This window comes from Pseudomonas sp. SLBN-26 (assembly GCF_006715895.1).
GTDB lineage: Bacteria > Pseudomonadota > Gammaproteobacteria > Pseudomonadales > Pseudomonadaceae > Metapseudomonas > Metapseudomonas otitidis.
In genome coordinates this window covers 5,610,384-5,625,465 of record NZ_VFOB01000001.1, presented here as the reverse complement: position 1 = coordinate 5,625,465, position 15,082 = coordinate 5,610,384, and the positions used below count along the sequence as shown (strand labels likewise).

Below are 15,082 nucleotides of genomic sequence, written 5' to 3'. Positions count from 1 at the left end.
AGCGACAAGGAGTCCTGATGGACGAAACCCGCATCCTTCTGGCACTCGGCGGCATCGGCCTGGCCGCGCTGTGCAGCCAATGGCTGGCCTGGCGCCTGCGCCTGCCGGCGATTCTCTTCCTGTTGCTGTCGGGCATCCTCGCCGGGCCGGTGCTCGGCGTGCTGGATCCGGGCGCGCTGTTCGGCCCCCTGCTCTTCCCGCTGACGTCCCTGGCGGTGGCGCTGATTCTCTTCGAGGGCAGCCTGACGCTGCACCTGTCGGAATGGCGCGAGATCGGCTCGGTGGTCCGCCGCATGGTGACCCTGGGGGCACTGGCGACCTGGGTGGTGATCGCCGTGGCCACGCACCTGCTGCTGGGCTTCTCGTGGGAGCTGGCGGTGCTGTTCGGCTCGCTGACGCTGGTGACCGGGCCGACGGTGATCGTGCCGATGCTGCGGGTGGTGCGGCCCCGGGCCTCGGTGGCGAACATCCTGCGCTGGGAAGGCATCGTCATCGACCCCATCGGCGCCCTGGCGGCGGTAGTGACCTTCAGCTTCATCGTCAGCCGCGACCAGGGCGGCTGGAGCCAGAGCCTGGCGACCTTCGCCGGGGTGATCGGCTGCGGCACGCTGCTCGGCGTGCTGGGCGGCTGGGCGCTCGGCGTGGTGCTGCGCCGCCACTGGCTGCCGGAGTACCTGCACAACCTGGCGGCGCTGGCGGCGGTGCTGGGCGTATTCATCGCCTCCAACCTGCTGGTGCACGAGTCGGGCCTGCTGGCAGTGACGCTGATGGGGATGTGGCTGGCGAACATGCGTGGGGTCGATGTGAAGCCGATCCTGCATTTCAAGGAAAACCTCAGCGTGCTGCTGATCTCGGGGCTGTTCATCCTGCTGGCAGCGCGGCTCGACCTGAAGGCGCTGCTGGCCCTGGGGCCGGCCACCCTGGCGTTGCTGGCGGTGATCCAGTTCATCGCACGACCGCTGAACATCGGCCTGAGCACCCTGGGCTCGGCTCTGGGCTGGCGCGAGCGGGCGCTGCTGGCGTGGATCGCTCCCCGAGGCATCGTGGCAGCGGCGGTGTCCGCCATCTTCGCCCTGCGCCTGCAGGAACACGGCGACCCGAATGCCCAGTTGCTGGTGCCGCTGACCTTCCTGGTGATCATCGGCACGGTGGTGCTGCAGAGCGCCACTGCACGTCCCCTCGCGCGCCTGCTGGGGGTGGCCGAGCCCGCACCGGCAGGCTTCCTGATCATCGGTGCCAACCCGGTGGCGCGGGCGCTGGGCAAGGCGCTGAACCAGCTCGGCAGCCGGGTGCTGCTCACCGACTCCAGCTGGGAGAACATCCGCGCGGCGCGCATGGACGGCTTGCCCACCTACTTCGGCAACCCCACCTCCCAGCATGCGGACGCCCACCTGGACCTGGTGGGGCTCGGGCACCTGCTGGCGCTGTCACCCTCCAGCGAGATGAACGCCCTGGCCTGCATGCGCTTTCGCCACGATTTCGCCGAGCCTCGCCGCTTCACCCTGCCCAGCGGGGCGGACAGCCGGCGCAGCGACAAGCACCGCAGCAGCGAGCAGGTTCGCGGCCGTGAGCTGGGCCTGCCGGCACTCACCTATCCACAGTTCGCCAGCCGCCTCGGCCGTGGGGCGGAGATCCGCATCACCACGCTGACGGAGGCCTTCGACTGGGCGGCCTACCAGGCGTTCCACGGGAACCGTGCGACCTTGCTGCTGGCCCGTGACACCCGGGGCTGGGTGCACATCGCCGGGCCTTCGCAGGCGCTGGAACCCCAGCCGGGCTGGAGCCTGGTGGCCCTGGTGGACGCCGACACTGTCAGTGATGCGGAGTCATAGACCGATGGCGATGTAAGCCTATCCTTCGTTGGGTGACAGCCTCTTCCCACAAGAGGATGATTCTACCTTGCCACTATCCCTGCCCTGGTCCCGCCCCCATGTCCAACCATCAGAACTCGCGTCTTGGCCAGATCCTGGTCAACAAGGGACTGATCACCACCCAGCAGCTGGATGCTGCCATCAAGGTTCAGCTCACCAGCGACAAACGCCTGGGTGAGGTGCTCATTGAGCAGGGCCTGCTCAGCAAGCGGCAACTGGAGAAGGCGCTCAAGCGCCAGAGCAACCTGCGACTGGCGGCGACGCTGGTGGCGGCGCTGCTGAGCCCGTTCCAGATGATCAGCGCCCAGGCCCAGCAACTGCCCAGCGCCATGAGCCAGGACTACGTGCCGCCCGGCATGCAGCCGCTGAGCGAGGCGGAGATGAGCAGCGTCAGCGCCCAGGGCCTGGACGATGTGCTGCAGGGGCTGTTCGTGCAGGCGGAGGCAGGCGACGGCATCGCCACGGTGCAGAGCCTGGCGCGCCTGGTGATGCCGGTGCTGAACAGCCTGGAGGCGGAAACCTCGATGAAGGGCGTGGTCTACGACACCTCACGGCTGACCTCGACGATGAACGCCGACGGTTCCATCAACGTGCGCCTGCCCAGCTCCATCGGCGAGCTGCGCTTCGACAATATCCGCGTGGCCGGCAGCGGCCCGAACGCCGGGAGCTTCGGCAGCCTGACGCTGCACGACATCGACCTCTCCCAGGCGTCCCTGAAGATAGCCATGCGCCCCTGAAGGCAGCCCGCCGACTCAGTCGGCGGGGATTGCCGCTTCCGGCAGCACCGGCACCGGGCGCTTGTCGTCGTCGATGGCGACGAAGCTGAACGCGCCGCTGATGGCGCGCTCGCGCCCGGCCTCGTACATCCCTTCGACGAACACCTCGACCTCCACCTTGAGGCTGGTGTTGCCCACCTTCACCACACGCCCGATCAGCTCAACGATGGAGCCGGCCGGTATCGGGTGCTTGAAGTCGATGCGGTCGGTGGAAACCGTCACCAGCGGCAGCCGGCAGAAGCGGGTGGCGCAGATGAAGGACACCTCGTCCATCCAGGCCAGCGCGGTGCCGCCGAACAGGGTGTTGTGGTGGTTGGTGGTCGGCGGGAACACCGCCTTGGTCACACGGCTCTCGGACAAGGCGATGCGCCGTTCTATCTCTCGTTCTCTCGGGGTCATGCCACGACTACCTCGGTGAATCCCACTGTGGCGGCCACGTTTCGGTGACGGCTGGGCTTGCAAGTGCACCCTGCGGTATACGCCGGGCCTCCACGCTCCTGTCGATCCTCGGCAGGAGCGCTCTCCCCACGGCCAGGCCGCGGGGCGCGAATTATTCCACAGCCACTGCCTCGACGATGGGGTGAGGAGCCAACGACGGGATACCCCTCCCTGGAGAAGGTCCGGTTCCGGCAACTGACAACGGTCTTTCCCGAAATCCGGCCCTGTATCAGCCGGGTCTCTCGCCCCTTGCAGGCACTTGCGCCGGACATGCTCGGAATAACCAGAATTTCCGACTTCAGGTAAGTAACGTCCGATCAAAAAGCGGGAAAAACCTGAAACATGCTCATTCCCCCTCCCCCTGCATAGGCCCGACCGGGGCACTGGGATATTTTCTCTGCGCGGCGCCCAGGGTCTGCAATCCAGACCGCCCGCCACCATTAGGAAACGACCATGTGCCTCCGTCTGCTCAAGCCCCTCGTGCTTCTCGCACTCACCGTGCCCCTGCTGGCGCAAGCCGCCTCCCAGTCGATTCCCCTCGGTGCCCGTCCCCTTGCACTGGAAGAGGACATCACCCTGGAGCCCGAGGAACGGGCCTGGCTCGCCCAGCGCGGTGAGCTGCGGCTGGCCATTGCGGACGACCTGCCCCCCTTCGACATCACGTCCAGCGGCCGCGACTTCGAGGGCATCACTGCCGACGTCGCCGGCCTGCTGTCGCGCCAGTTGCAGGTGCCCGTCCGTGTCGAACGCTACCCCAGTCGGAGCGCAGCCTTGCGCGCAGTGAGCAGTGGAGAGGCCGACCTGCTCAGTGCGTCCAACGACTTCGAAGGCCGCGAGCAGGCACTGGCCTTGAGCCTTCCCTATGCCCCCGACCAGCCCAGCCTGGTCGCCCGGCAACAGGACAAGCGCGACTGGCCCCGGGACCTGGACAGCCTGCGCATCGCCATCGTCGGCAACTACCTGCCCCTGGACATGGTGCAGAACCGCTATCCGGACGCCATCCTGACGCTCTACCCCTCCACCAGCGCGGCCCTCAACTCGGTGGTCGACGGCGACAACGACCTGTACCTGGGGGACCTGATCAGCGCGAACTACCAGATCAACCAAGTCTATGACGACCACCTGCACATCGTCCGCCTGGCAGACCTGAAGGCCAGCGGCATCAGCTTCGCCAGCGCACGCGGCAACACCCGCCTGCTGGCGCTGGTGAACAAGGTCCTGCAGCGCTTGCCAACGGGCAACCGCACGCCGCTGATCAAGCGCTGGAGCGGCGGCGCCAGCCCGAGCCTGCTGGACCCGGAACTGCCGTTCACCGAAGAGGAGCGCGCCTGGCTGGCGGCGCATCCGGTCATACGCGTCGCCACCTACGGCAACTACGCGCCGGTGTCGTTCTTCGACAATGAGGGCAACTACCACGGCATCACGGCCGACATCCTCGACCAGATCCGCATCCGCACCGGCCTGCGCTTCGAGATCGTCCGCACTCCCCAGCCCGAAGACATGATGAATGCCGTGCTGAACGGCGAAGCCGACATCGTCGGCGCTGACGGCATAGCCCGCATCCGCCAGCGCGACATGGCCTATTCGCGCCCCTACATGCACGTGCCGTTCGCCACCATCACCCTCAACGACGCGAAGTCCCCGTCCCGACTCAGCGAGTTGCACGGCCAGCGCCTGGCGGTGATCCGCGGCTACTTCCTCAACGACTACATCCGCAGCCGCTACCCCGGTATTCGCCTGGTGGAGACCAGCTCGCTGCTGGACTGCCTGGTGGCCGTCGCCAACGGCGAGGCGGAGGGCGCCGTGATGTCCACCATCGTCGCCGAGTACTACATCCGCCGGATGTTCCCGGAGCAGCTGCGCATCTCCGAACTCATCGACGTGCCCCAGGAAAGCATCGCCTTCGCCATGCGCAAGGAAGACACCCTGCTGCAGTCCATCCTCGACAAGGCAACCGCTGCCATCCCGCCGGATGAGCTGGCGGTACTGGTCAAGCAACGATGGCGTTCGAACGTCGAGATCAGCGGCACGCGCACCACGGTGAACCGTGAGCTGATCATGCAGATCCTCTCCATTTCGGGGCTCCTGCTGCTGGTGTCGCTGGGCTGGATCCTCTACCTCAGGCGCCAGATCGGCCGCCGGAAGAAAGCCGAGCAAGCCCTCAACGACCAGTTCCACCTGATGGAGGCACTGGTCAACGGTACGCCGCACCCGATCTACGTTCGCGATCGCGATGGCCGCCTGCTGATGTGCAACGACAACTACCTGCAGGCCCTGGCCCTCCGGCGCGAGGACGTGATCGGGCAACCGCCGCCCGCCGCCAAGCTGGGCAGCGAGGGGCAGCGCCAGACGCTGCTGGACGACTACCGCAAGGTGACCGAGTCCGGTGTGCCGTTGCGCTGCGACCGGGAGCTGTACAGCCAGGCCGGCCCCCTCAGCATCTATCACTGGATCGAGCCGTACCGGGACTTCCGTGGCGAGATCAAGGGCGTGGTCAGCGGCTGGATCGACATCAGCGAGCGCCTGCAACTGGTGGAGGACCTGCAGGCCGCCAAGGAGCGGGCCGATGACGCCAACCGGGCCAAGAGCACCTTCCTGGCCACCATGAGCCACGAGATCCGCACGCCGATGAACGCCGTGATCGGCATGCTGGAACTGGCCCTCGAACGGGCCGACCAGGGCCAGTGGGACCGCGCCGCCATCGAGATCGCCCACGGCTCCGCGCGGGACCTCCTGGAGCTCATCGGCAACATCCTCGACATCGCCCGCATCGAGTCGGGGCGTCTCAGCCTGTCTCCGGTGCGCAGCAACCTGCGGGAGCAGGCGGAAGCGGTGATCCGGGTGTTCGACGGCCTGGCCCGGCAGAAGAACCTGCGACTGACCCTGGAGTTCGACCACCGCGCGGGTGGTGACGTGCTGGTCGACCCGGTGCGCTTCCGCCAGATCCTCACCAACCTGGTGGGCAACGCCATCAAGTTCACCGACGCCGGCGGGGTCTCCATCGACATCCAGGCACAACCGCGCCCGGACAAGCGCCTGGGCATCCTGCTCAAGGTCGAGGACAGTGGCCGCGGCATCTCCGACGAGGACCAGGCACAGCTGTTCCAAGCCTTCAGCCAGGGCAGCGTAGGCGCCGACGAGGCACGCCGGGGCACCGGCCTGGGCCTGGTGATCTGTCGCGTGCTTTGCGAAATGATGGGCGGCACCATCCGCCTCGAAAGCGAACTGGGCCGGGGCACCTGCATCTGGGTGGAGCTGGACCTGCTGGAGCTGGACCCGCTCCCCCGCCACGCCCGCCAGGAGGAAGAAGACGCCCCCGTGGCACGGCAGGTGCCGCTGGACGTGCTGGTGGTGGACGACAACCCCGCGAACCGCGAACTGCTCAAGCAGCAGCTGACCTTCCTCGGCCACCGCGTCACCGAGGCGGTGGACGGCCGCGATGGGCTGGACCACTGGAGCAAGGGCCACTTCGACCTGGTGATCAGCGACTGCAACATGCCGGTGATGAACGGCTACGCCCTGGCCCGCGCCGTGCGGGAGGAAGAAGCCCGCCGGGAAAGCGGACGGGTACACTTCATCGGCTACACCGCCAACGCCCAGAGCGAGGAACACGAGCGCTGCCGCAAGGCGGGCATGGACGCCTGCCTGTTCAAACCCATCAGCCTGCGTCAACTGGCCCGGCAGCTGGCCACCCTGCAGCCCTCACAGGCGCTGGAGCCCATTGAGATGCCGGAGCTTCCGGCACTGCCGGCGACGCACCCGGAGGGCCTCTTCGGCATGAAGGAATTCCTGCAACTGGCCGGCAGCGACCCGGCACTGCGCCAGCGCCTGCTGGACACCCTGCTTACTGCCAATCGCGAGGACCTCGATCAGTTGCATCGCAGCCTGGGTGAGAAAGACTGGGAGGAAGTCGCCGCAGCTGCCCACAAGATCAAGGGTGCCGCGCGGATCGTCCATGCACAGCCCCTGGTCAGCTGTTGCGAGGCGCTGGAAGAGGGCTGGGAAGGTCGGCAACCCGAAGACGTGATGGAGCAGCTCGCCCACGACGTCACCCTGGAAGTCGAACGCCTGGAGCAGGCACTGCTGGAGTTCTGCGCCGAGCCGGTATGAGCCTCACCCCAACGGCGTGCCGATGGCCGCCTCGGGGGTGCTTACCCTACCAACCCGGCCCGCCGGTGTGACGAGCGCCGGCGGTCAACCGCCTACAACCATGCAAACAACGCCAGATGACGATAAGGCTCGTTTGCTACGACAAGAGCCAACCCCCGACTCCCACTGCCGCTTCCCGACAGGCTCGAACACCCTGCCTACCCGAGTGCCTGCATATCGCTTTCTGCAGGGCAGCAAAAAGCCCGCCGCGGTTTCCCGGGGCGGGCTTTTTGTTGTGGAAGCGGGTCTTAGACCAGCTTCTCCTTGATGCGAGCAGCCTTGCCGGACAGGTCGCGGAGGTAGTACAGCTTGGCCTTGCGCACGTCGCCGCGGCGCTTGACGGTCAGGCTGTCGACCAGGGGGGAGTAGGTCTGGAAGGTACGCTCAACGCCAACGCCGTTGGAGATCTTGCGTACGGTGAAGGCGCTGTTCAGGCCGCGGTTACGCTTGCCGATGACCACACCTTCGAAGGCCTGCAGACGGGAACGCTCGCCTTCCTTCACTTTCACTTGCACAATCACGGTGTCGCCAGGGGCGAACGCCGGGATCTCTTTGTTCATTTGTTCAGCTTCGATCTGCTGAATGATCTTGTTGGTCATCGCTGTGCTCCTAAGACAGGCCTTTCGGGCGTGCCATCGATACGTTAACTATCGTCCCGCTGGCGGATGTACTCCTCCAGCAGCTTTTTCTCTTCTCCAGAAAGCGAGCGGCAATCCAGAAGATCGGCCCGACGTTCCCAGGTGCGCCCAAGCGCCTGCTGCAAACGCCATCGCCGGATGTGTTCGTGGTTGCCGCTGAGCAGCACTTCAGGAACACGCTTATCCGCGTACACCTCAGGTCGGGTGTAGTGAGGACAATCGAGCAGGCCGTCCGTGAACGAGTCCTCCTCGGCGGAGTCCGCGTGGCCCAGCGCGCCGGGCAGCAATCGCGTTACCGCGTCGATCAGCACCATGGCCGGCAGCTCACCGCCGGACAGGACGTAATCGCCAATCGACCATTCCTCGTCGACATGCGTCTCGATGAAACGCTCGTCAATGCCTTCGTAGCGACCGGCGATGAGGATGAGGGCTTCCTCCTGCGCCAGTTCGCGCACGGCCGCCTGCTTCAGCTGGCGCCCCTGCGGCGAAAGGTAGATCACCTTCGCCCGATCTCCCGCTGCGGCCTTGGCGGCTGCCAGTGCCCGTTCCAGCGGTTCGATCTTCATCACCATCCCGGGTCCACCACCGAAAGGCCGATCATCCACCGTCTGGTGGCGATCCTCGGTGAAGCTCCGTGGGTTCCAGCAATTGAGCTTCAGGAGCCCTTGCTTGACCGCGCGGCTGGTGATGCCGTACTCGCTGATGGCGGCGAACATCTCCGGGAAGATGCTGATGACTTCGACCTGCATGCTTTTCATGTCATGCGGCTCAGAAGTCGGCGTCCCAGTCCACCCTCATTTCACCCGCATCCAGGTCGATCGCTTGCACGCATTGCTCCGTGTAGGGCAACAGGCGTTCGCGGTCATCCAGGCTGCCGGTGCAGGGCTTGACCACCATCACGTCGTTGGCGCCGGTCTCCAGCAGATGATCGACCTTGCCGAGCAGCTGCCCGTCCTGGTTGATCACGGAGAGACCTTCCAACTGGTGCCAGTAGAACTCGTCTTCCTCAAGTTCAGGCAGCTCGCTTTCGGGAACACGGATTTCAAAACCCGCGTAGGTCCTGGCAACATCGCGGTCGTCCAGCCCTTTCAGCTTCACTACCAGGAACTTGCCTTGGACACGTCCGCTGGCAACTTCGACTTGCTTGACCTCGCCGTCACGCGTGAGCGTCCAGCGGGGGTAGTCGAGCACGTTATCCAGTGGGTCCGTGAAGGAATACACCTTCACCTCGCCACGTACGCCGTGCACCGAGAAAATCTTGCCGAGAACGATCAGTTCATCGGCGGCGGCCGGCGTCGCGCTCATGGGAGTTGCTTAGGCAGCAGCCTTGGCAGCTTCCTTCAGCAGCTGAGCAACGCGCTCAGACGGCTGGGCGCCTTGGCTCAGCCAGTAGCTGACGCGCTCCTGGTTGACGGACAGCTTGACTTCGGAACCCTGGGCAACCGGGTTGAAGAAACCGATGCGCTCAACAAAGCGGCCATCGCGCGCGTTGCGGCTGTTGGTCACGGTCAGGTGGTAGAAGGGGCGCTTCTTGGAGCCGCCACGGGCAAGACGGATGGTTACCATTGAACTTCGTTCCTGTAGGTCGGTGCTTTTCAAGCGTGTGTGCACACATGGGCCATGGGCCCGAAAGGCCACATATTCTAAGGATTATCCGGCCGAATGCAAATCTGTTTGTACGCGCCACCTGTCGGTGGCCCCGAAAGCCGCGCCCCGGGCGGGGCTTGGAGGCGCTAGCGCCTCACCACGGCTGACGGAGAGGACCGCTGGCGCGGTCTTACATCTTCGGCATGCCGCCGGGGAACATGCCGCCCATGCCACGCATCATGCGCGACAGGCCGCCCTTGGCGGTGACCTTCTTCATCATCTTCTGCATCTGCTTGTGCTGCTTGATGAGTCGGCCGACGTCCTGCACCTGGGTACCGGAGCCGAGGGCGATGCGGCGCTTGCGCGAGCCGCTGATCATCTCGGGATCACGGCGCTCAGCGGGCGTCATGGAGTTGATGATGGCTTCCATCTGCTTGAACTGCTTCTCAGCGGCATTCTGCGCCCCCCCCATCTGGGAGAGGTTGACGCCACCGAGCATGGGCAGCTTGTCCATGAGGCTGCCGAGGCCGCCCATGTTCTTCATCTGTTGCAGCTGGTCACGGAAGTCTTCGAGGTCGAAGCCCTTGCCCTTCTTGATCTTCTTGGCGAGCTTCTCGGCCTTCTCGCGGTCGAGGCCCTGCTCGGCCTGTTCGATCAGGCTGAGCACGTCGCCCATGCCGAGGATGCGCGACGCCACGCGATCGGGGTGGAACGGATCGAGCGCTTCGCTCTTCTCGCCCATGCCGAGGAACTTGATCGGCTTGCCGGTGATGGCACGGACCGACAGGGCAGCACCGCCACGGGCGTCACCGTCGACCTTGGTCAGCACCACGCCGGTCAGCGGCAGTGCATCGTTGAAGGCCTTGGCGGTGTTGGCCGCGTCCTGGCCGGTCATGGCGTCGACCACGAACAGGGTCTCCACCGGCTTGATCGCCGCGTGGACCTGCTTGATCTCCTCCATCATCTCGCCGTCGACGTGCAGGCGACCGGCGGTGTCGACGATGACCACGTCGATGAACTTCAGCTTGGCTTCGCGGATCGCCGCCTGGGCGATGTCCACCGGCTTCTGGCTGGTGTCGGAGGGGAAGAAGGTCACCTCCAGGTCATTGGCCAGGGTTTCCAGCTGCTTGATCGCCGCCGGGCGGTAGACGTCGGCGGACACCACCAGGACCGACTTCTTCTTGCGCTCCTTGAGGAAGCGCGCGAGCTTGCCGACGGTGGTGGTCTTGCCCGCGCCCTGCAGGCCGGCCATGAGGATGACCGCCGGCGGTGCGGCATTCAGCGCCAGGTCTTCGTTGGCGGCGCCCATCAGGTCGACCAGTTCGGCCTGGACGATCTTCACGAAGGCCTGGCCCGGGGTCAGGCTCTTGGAGACCTCGGTCCCGACCGCGCGTTCCTTGACCTTGTTGACGAAGTCCTTGACGACGGGCAGCGCCACGTCGGCTTCGAGCAGCGCCATGCGCACTTCGCGCAGGGTGTCCTTGATGTTGTCCTCGGTCAGCTTGGCCTTGCCGGTGACGTGGCGCAGCGTCTGCGAGAGGCGGTCTGTGAGATTTTCGAACATGCGCGATCCTTTCAGGCCCTGGAGGCCCCGGGTGAGCTTGCGGCAGGCGGCGGAGTATAGCGAAGAGCGGGCGGCGCCGACACCGCCAGCGGTCTTTCGTGAGCACGCCGTTCTGTGCCACACTCAGCGCCTTTCGGGCTTGCCTTACAAGGACTTATGCACCCTCTGCTGCCCAGCCTCCTGGCTGCCTTCCTCTATGTAGGCGGCGCCATCCACCAGGGCCTTCGCCTGCGCGAGCGCAAGACGCCGGACAAGCGCATGCTCGCCGTGCTCGGCCTGCTGGCCCTGATCAGCCATGCCACTGCGCTGTTCTTCCAGCTCATCGCCCCGGCCGGCCTGACCCTCGACTTCTTCAACGCCGCGAGCCTCATCGCCGCCGCCGTGATCGGCCTCACACTCTTGGCCTGCAGCCGCATGCCGGTGGAGAACCTGCTCCTGCTGTTGTATCCGCTTGGCGCGCTCACGGTGCTGCTGGCGATCTTCGTGCCCTCGGGCACAGTGCAGCCGATCGACGAGGAGCCGGGCATCCTCGCCCACATCCTGCTGTCGATCCTGGCCTACGGCATGCTGACCATCGCCGTGTTCCAGTCCCTGCTGCTGCTGCTCCAGGACCACCAGCTCAAGCACAAGCACCCGTCCGGGCTGATCCGCAACTTCCCCGCCCTGCAAACCATGGAAAGCCTGCTGTTCGGCTTCCTCTGGGCCGGCTGGGGCCTGCTGTCGCTGTCACTGATCTCGGGCTGGCTGTTCGTCGAGAACCTCTTCGCCCAGCACCTGGCACACAAGACCATCCTTTCCTGCTTCGCCTGGGTGGTGTTCGCCGTGCTGCTCTGGGGCCGCCACCAGCTGGGTTGGCGTGGCCACAAGGCGATCCGCTGGACCCTGGCGGGCTTCTGCCTGCTGATGCTGGCCTACTTCGGCAGCAAGCTGGTCCGCGAATTCATCCTGCACATCTGAGATGCCCGCCCCCGGCCTCCTCCTTGGCCTGATCCTCGGCCTGCTGATCGCCTCGGCAGGCGCCTGGGTGCTGGCGCGCCGCAAGCCGGCTCCCGAGCGCATCCAGGAAGACGAGAGCCCCCAGCAACGCCTGCCCCATGAGCTGACCCGCGCCCTGCAGCGAGTCACCATCAGCGAGATCATGGTTCCGCGCAGCGAGATCCAGGGCATCGACATCGCCCAGTCGCCGGAGCGCATCCTGGAGCAACTGCGCGCCACCACCCACACCCGCCTGCCGGTGTACCGCGAGGACATCAACCAGGTGGAAGGCATGCTGCACATGCGCCAGGTGGCGCGGCTGCTGCCCAAGGCCGGGATCACCGCCGACGAGTTGCTCGGCGTGTGCCGCGAAACCTACTTCATCCCTGAGAGCACGCCCTTGCTGACCCAGCTGGTGAACTTCCAGAAGGAACAGCGCCGCGTCGCCATCGTGGTCGACGAATACGGCGACGTGATCGGGCTGGTGAGCCTGGAGGACATCTTCCAGGAGCTGATCGGCGAGTTCGGCAGCCTGGAGGACTTCGCCCCCACCCGCACCATCACCCCAGCCGAGGACGGCAGCTACGAACTCGATGGCAGCCTGCACCTGCGCGAGCTCAACCGCCTGCTCGGCTGGCACCTGCCGTGCGACGGCCCCAAGACCCTCAATGGCCTGATCACCGAAGCCCTGGAACAGCTGCCCGATGCCAGCGCCTGCCTGAAGATCGGCCGCTACCGCCTGGAAATCCTCGAATCCGGCGAGAACCGGATCCAGCGTGTGCGCGCCTGGCGAACCTGACCGCCTTGCCGGCTTTTTCCCGGCCTTCCTATAATCGCCCTCGGCTCATCCAGCCCCTCTCGCGCACCGGCTACCCGCCCCCGCCACGGCCAGACCCGGCCACCTGAGACCACCCTGCCCTGTCGCCACCCGCCGCAACGGAGCAGTCGCAAGGCCCTGAAGCCGGCTATCCGCCGACCTCGCCCCAGCCCCTCAGTCCACACGCCAATACCAGGGGCGTCGCCCGTGCCGACGCCCGCCAGGGGACAACCGCATGACTTCCACTGCCTGCACCTATACTCCGGCCACCACGCCTCCCGCGAACTCACCCGCCCGCGTCGCCACGGCCAGCTTCATCGGCACGGCCATCGAGTTCTACGACTTCTATATCTACGCCACCGCCGCCGCCCTGGTGATCGGCCCGGTGTTCTTCCCCCAGGGCTCGCCGACCGCGCAGATGCTCTCGGCCTTCCTCACCTTCGGCATCGCGTTCCTCGCGCGGCCGCTGGGTTCGGCCCTGTTCGGGCACTTCGGCGATCGTATCGGACGCAAGTCGACCCTGGTGGCCTCGCTGCTGCTGATGGGGGTTTCCACCACCCTGATCGGTGTGCTGCCCGGCTACGACAGCATCGGCGCCTGGGCACCGATCCTGCTGTGCCTGCTGCGCTTCGGCCAGGGCCTGGGGCTGGGGGGCGAATGGGGCGGTGCGGCACTGCTGGCCACCGAGAATGCACCGCCAGGCAAGCGCGCCTGGTTCGGCATGTTCCCGCAACTCGGCCCCTCCATCGGTTTCCTCGCCGCCAACGGCCTGTTCCTCTCCCTGGCTCTACTGCTCAGTGACGAGCAGTTCCGGGCCTGGGGCTGGCGCATTCCCTTCCTGCTCAGTGCCGTGCTGGTGATGGTCGGTCTCTATGTGCGCCTGAAGCTGGAGGAAACCCCGGTCTTCGCCCAGGCCCTGGCCCAGCATCGCCAGGTGAATCTGCCGGTGGTGGAAGCCTTTGCCAGCCACTGGCGCCCGATCCTGCTGGGCGCTCTGGCGATGGTGGTGTGCTACGCGCTGTTCTACATCTCCACGGTGTTTTCCCTCAGCCACGGCGTGGCGAGCCTCGGCTACAGCCGCGAGAGCTTCCTCGGCATGCTGTGCTTCGCGGTGCTGTTCATGGCGGCGGCCACCCCGCTCTCGGCCTGGCTCAGCGACCGCTTCGGGCGCAAGCCGGTGCTGATCGGCGGCTGCGTGCTGGCGATCCTCTCCGGTTTCTCCATGGAGCCACTGCTGACCCAGGGCTCCACCCTTTCGGTGACCCTGTTCCTCAGCCTGGAGCTGTTCCTGATGGGGGTGACCTTCGCCCCCATGGGCGCGCTGCTGCCCGAGCTGTTTCCCACCCCGGTGCGCTACACCGGCGCGTCGGCGGCCTACAACCTGGGGGGCATCGTGGGCGCTTCGGTGGCGCCGTTCTTCGCCCAGAAGCTGGTCAGCCTCGGCGGCCTGTCATGGGTGGGGGGCTATGTATCGGCAGCGGCGCTGCTCAGCCTGCTGGCCGTGCTGTGCCTGAAGGAGACTCGCGACCGGGACTTATCCGGCCCGCGTTAACCGGCTGCCGCAGCCAAGGGCGGTTGCGGCACCATCTCAAGCCACAGGCGGTCGGCCAGCAGGCCGGCCCAGACCTCGCAGCCCAGCTCGGACGGGTGGTAGCCATCGATCGCCAGGTAGTCGGGGCGCATCGCCAGGGTGGCGGTGCAATGAAGGGCGCCCATGGGGCTGGTCGTCTCCGCCAGCACCCGGTCCATCAAACGCGCACGCCAGCCCAGCAGCAGGCGCAACGGCCAGGGCAAGGCCCGGAAGTGACCGAGCGGCGGCACGGCGGAAAACGCCACGCAGGCGCCACGCTGGAGGAAGGGCCTGCCCAGCCCTTCCAGCGCCTGGCGCCAGCGGGATCGCGAAGTGAAATGGGTGGTGTCGTTGACGCCGAAGGCCATCACCACCAGGTCGGGTGCCTCATCGGCCACCTGCGGCAACAGGCGCTCGCAGGCCTCCACGGCGGTGATGCCGTTCTCCCCACAGGCCCGCCAGGCTACCGGGCGCTTCAGGCGGCGCGACAGCGCATTGGCCAGTTGCCCCGGAAGTGCCCGTTCGAGCAGGTCGACTCCGACACCCGCGACGGTGGACTCGCCGATCACCAGCAGCCGCAGCGGCTCACCGGCGAGCCCCACGCCCGTCACCCCCTGCTCGGGGCCTGCTGCCGGCGGCAGGCGCAGGGCGGTGCGGCGGGTATGCAGGGCGAGGGGCAGCATGAGGGGCATCAGCG

General features: G+C 66.4%; 13 protein-coding genes. 6 read left to right on the top strand and 7 right to left on the bottom strand.

Features of this window, described 5'->3' with window-relative positions; all coding sequences use genetic code 11:
• Positions 1-17 precede the first annotated feature (17 nt).
• Together FBY21_RS26090 and FBY21_RS26085 are read left to right on the top strand one after the other, a co-directional pair.
• Positions 18-1,832 (top strand): cation:proton antiporter, encoded by a 1,815-nt coding sequence (locus tag FBY21_RS26090; RefSeq protein ID WP_044405895.1) that lies wholly within the window; start codon positions 18-20, stop codon positions 1,830-1,832.
• Positions 1,833-1,930: 98 nt separating this feature from the next.
• Positions 1,931-2,608, top strand: a complete 678-nt coding sequence (locus FBY21_RS26085) for a hypothetical protein (protein ID WP_044405897.1) — start codon at positions 1,931-1,933, stop codon at positions 2,606-2,608.
• Between the two features lie 15 nt (positions 2,609-2,623).
• Here the strand turns inward: FBY21_RS26085 and FBY21_RS26080 are convergent, their stop codons facing one another.
• On the bottom strand, positions 2,624-3,046 hold the full coding sequence (locus FBY21_RS26080; protein ID WP_074970929.1) for an acyl-CoA thioesterase: 423 nt from the start codon (positions 3,044-3,046) through the stop codon (positions 2,624-2,626).
• A 492-nt stretch (positions 3,047-3,538) separates the two neighbouring features.
• Here FBY21_RS26080 and FBY21_RS26075 point away from each other — a divergent pair, with 492 nt between their 5' ends.
• Positions 3,539-7,195: a transporter substrate-binding domain-containing protein gene (locus FBY21_RS26075; RefSeq protein WP_142015000.1), complete on the top strand. Its 3,657-nt coding sequence runs from the start codon at positions 3,539-3,541 to the stop codon at positions 7,193-7,195.
• Between the two features lie 287 nt (positions 7,196-7,482).
• On the opposite strand, the gene rplS is transcribed toward FBY21_RS26075, so the two are convergent.
• From rplS to ffh, 5 genes are all read right to left on the bottom strand, one after another.
• A complete protein-coding gene (gene rplS, locus FBY21_RS26070; RefSeq protein ID WP_044405904.1) occupies positions 7,483-7,833 on the bottom strand; it encodes a 50S ribosomal protein L19 in 351 nt (116 codons plus the stop codon).
• Positions 7,834-7,877: 44 nt separating this feature from the next.
• Positions 7,878-8,630 (bottom strand): tRNA (guanosine(37)-N1)-methyltransferase TrmD, encoded by a 753-nt coding sequence (gene trmD / locus FBY21_RS26065; RefSeq protein ID WP_044405907.1) that lies wholly within the window; start codon positions 8,628-8,630, stop codon positions 7,878-7,880.
• A gap of 10 nt (positions 8,631-8,640) precedes the next feature.
• Positions 8,641-9,177 carry a ribosome maturation factor RimM gene (gene rimM / locus FBY21_RS26060; protein ID WP_044405908.1) on the bottom strand — a complete coding sequence of 179 codons (537 nt, stop codon included), beginning with the start codon at positions 9,175-9,177 and terminating at the stop codon, positions 8,641-8,643.
• Positions 9,178-9,186: 9 nt separating this feature from the next.
• Complete coding sequence (gene rpsP / locus FBY21_RS26055; protein ID WP_044405910.1) at positions 9,187-9,438, bottom strand: 30S ribosomal protein S16; 252 nt, start codon at positions 9,436-9,438, stop codon at positions 9,187-9,189.
• Between the two features lie 211 nt (positions 9,439-9,649).
• On the bottom strand, positions 9,650-11,023 hold the full coding sequence (gene ffh, locus FBY21_RS26050) for a signal recognition particle protein (RefSeq protein ID WP_044405912.1): 1,374 nt from the start codon (positions 11,021-11,023) through the stop codon (positions 9,650-9,652).
• Between the two features lie 156 nt (positions 11,024-11,179).
• On the opposite strand from ffh, the gene FBY21_RS26045 reads away from it, so the two are divergent.
• The 3 genes from FBY21_RS26045 (at position 11,180) to FBY21_RS26035 (ending at position 14,367) form a co-directional block, all read left to right on the top strand.
• A complete protein-coding gene (locus tag FBY21_RS26045) occupies positions 11,180-11,980 on the top strand; it encodes an inner membrane protein YpjD (protein WP_074970922.1) in 801 nt (266 codons plus the stop codon).
• Position 11,981: 1 nt separating this feature from the next.
• Positions 11,982-12,797, top strand: coding sequence for a transporter associated domain-containing protein (locus tag FBY21_RS26040; protein WP_142014996.1), 816 nt, complete (start codon positions 11,982-11,984; stop codon positions 12,795-12,797).
• A gap of 253 nt (positions 12,798-13,050) precedes the next feature.
• Complete coding sequence (locus FBY21_RS26035) at positions 13,051-14,367, top strand: MFS transporter (protein WP_142014993.1); 1,317 nt, start codon at positions 13,051-13,053, stop codon at positions 14,365-14,367.
• On the opposite strand, the gene FBY21_RS26030 is transcribed toward FBY21_RS26035, so the two are convergent.
• Positions 14,364-15,077, bottom strand: a complete 714-nt coding sequence (locus FBY21_RS26030; RefSeq protein ID WP_301308380.1) for an SGNH/GDSL hydrolase family protein — start codon at positions 15,075-15,077, stop codon at positions 14,364-14,366. The two genes, FBY21_RS26035 and FBY21_RS26030, sit on opposite strands and share 4 nt — an antisense overlap.
• Positions 15,078-15,082: the final 5 nt, after the last annotated feature.